The following is a 251-nucleotide window of genomic DNA, read 5'->3' as shown; positions in this document are numbered from 1 at the left end:
TGGGCTACCGCTATTGGGCGGCATACAACACTTCCGAAGTGATTCCTGACGATGTTCATGTCGTGGTGGACGACACCAAGGTTGACGAAGACCCGGTGGAGCAACCGAAGCCGAAGAAGGGCGACAAGCGTACCAAGAAAGTGGAGGACAGCAAGGAGAAGGAACCAGCTCCTTCCGAAGAGGAAGTGACACGAGTGCCTGAAGCGCCCGACAATGTGGTTCCGTTCCCGACCCCGACCACTGAAGGGGAT

The 251-nt window shown here is 57.0% G+C and carries 1 protein-coding gene; it reads left to right on the top strand.

Annotated elements, in window-relative coordinates:
* A partial coding sequence (locus B0D78_RS13030) for a hypothetical protein (protein ID WP_205948341.1) occupies positions 1–251 on the top strand: 251 nt, incomplete at both ends.

Source organism: Pyramidobacter sp. C12-8 (assembly GCF_002007215.1).
Classification (GTDB): domain Bacteria; phylum Synergistota; class Synergistia; order Synergistales; family Dethiosulfovibrionaceae; genus Pyramidobacter.
The sequence above is the reverse complement of the archived record's forward strand: the minus strand, read 5'-3'. Positions and strand labels throughout refer to the sequence as shown.